This is a genomic window from Adlercreutzia equolifaciens (genome assembly GCF_029076695.1).
Taxonomy (GTDB): domain Bacteria; phylum Actinomycetota; class Coriobacteriia; order Coriobacteriales; family Eggerthellaceae; genus Adlercreutzia; species Adlercreutzia equolifaciens_A.
In genome coordinates this window covers 1-322 of sequence record NZ_JARFIK010000227.1, presented here as the reverse complement: position 1 = coordinate 322, position 322 = coordinate 1, and the positions used below count along the sequence as shown (strand labels likewise).

Sequence of the window (322 nt, the reverse complement as noted above, 5' to 3'; positions counted from 1 at the left end):
ATCAAAACTCTTTTTGAATTATCACAATATAAGTTTATTTTTAAACAAGATAGCAACGTACTCCCAAAGCTAGAACAAGTGTTTAATTCAGAGCTGACCCCTGATCAGTTGAAGCGCATCCCTTATTTAGAAATGGGACAATGTTTACTATGTATTTCAGGAGAACAAAATATAGAATTTAAAGTTCATCTTTCTGCACAAGAAAAGAAATTGTTTTCTGGTGGTGCTTAATGAGGAAAAAGTCAAAACTAAAAAAAATATTATTGGGAGCCGGCATTACAACCCTTTCCTTTTGGTTAATTGTATTAATTGCATTTGCGGC

The 322-nt window shown here is 32.6% G+C and carries 1 protein-coding gene; it reads left to right on the top strand.

Annotated features, from left to right (window positions below; all coding sequences use genetic code 11):
• Positions 1-231, top strand: a 231-nt coding sequence (locus PZH32_RS12165; protein WP_343074566.1) for a hypothetical protein, incomplete at its 5' end; no start/stop codon positions are given.
• Between the last annotated feature and the right edge of the window lie 91 nt (positions 232-322).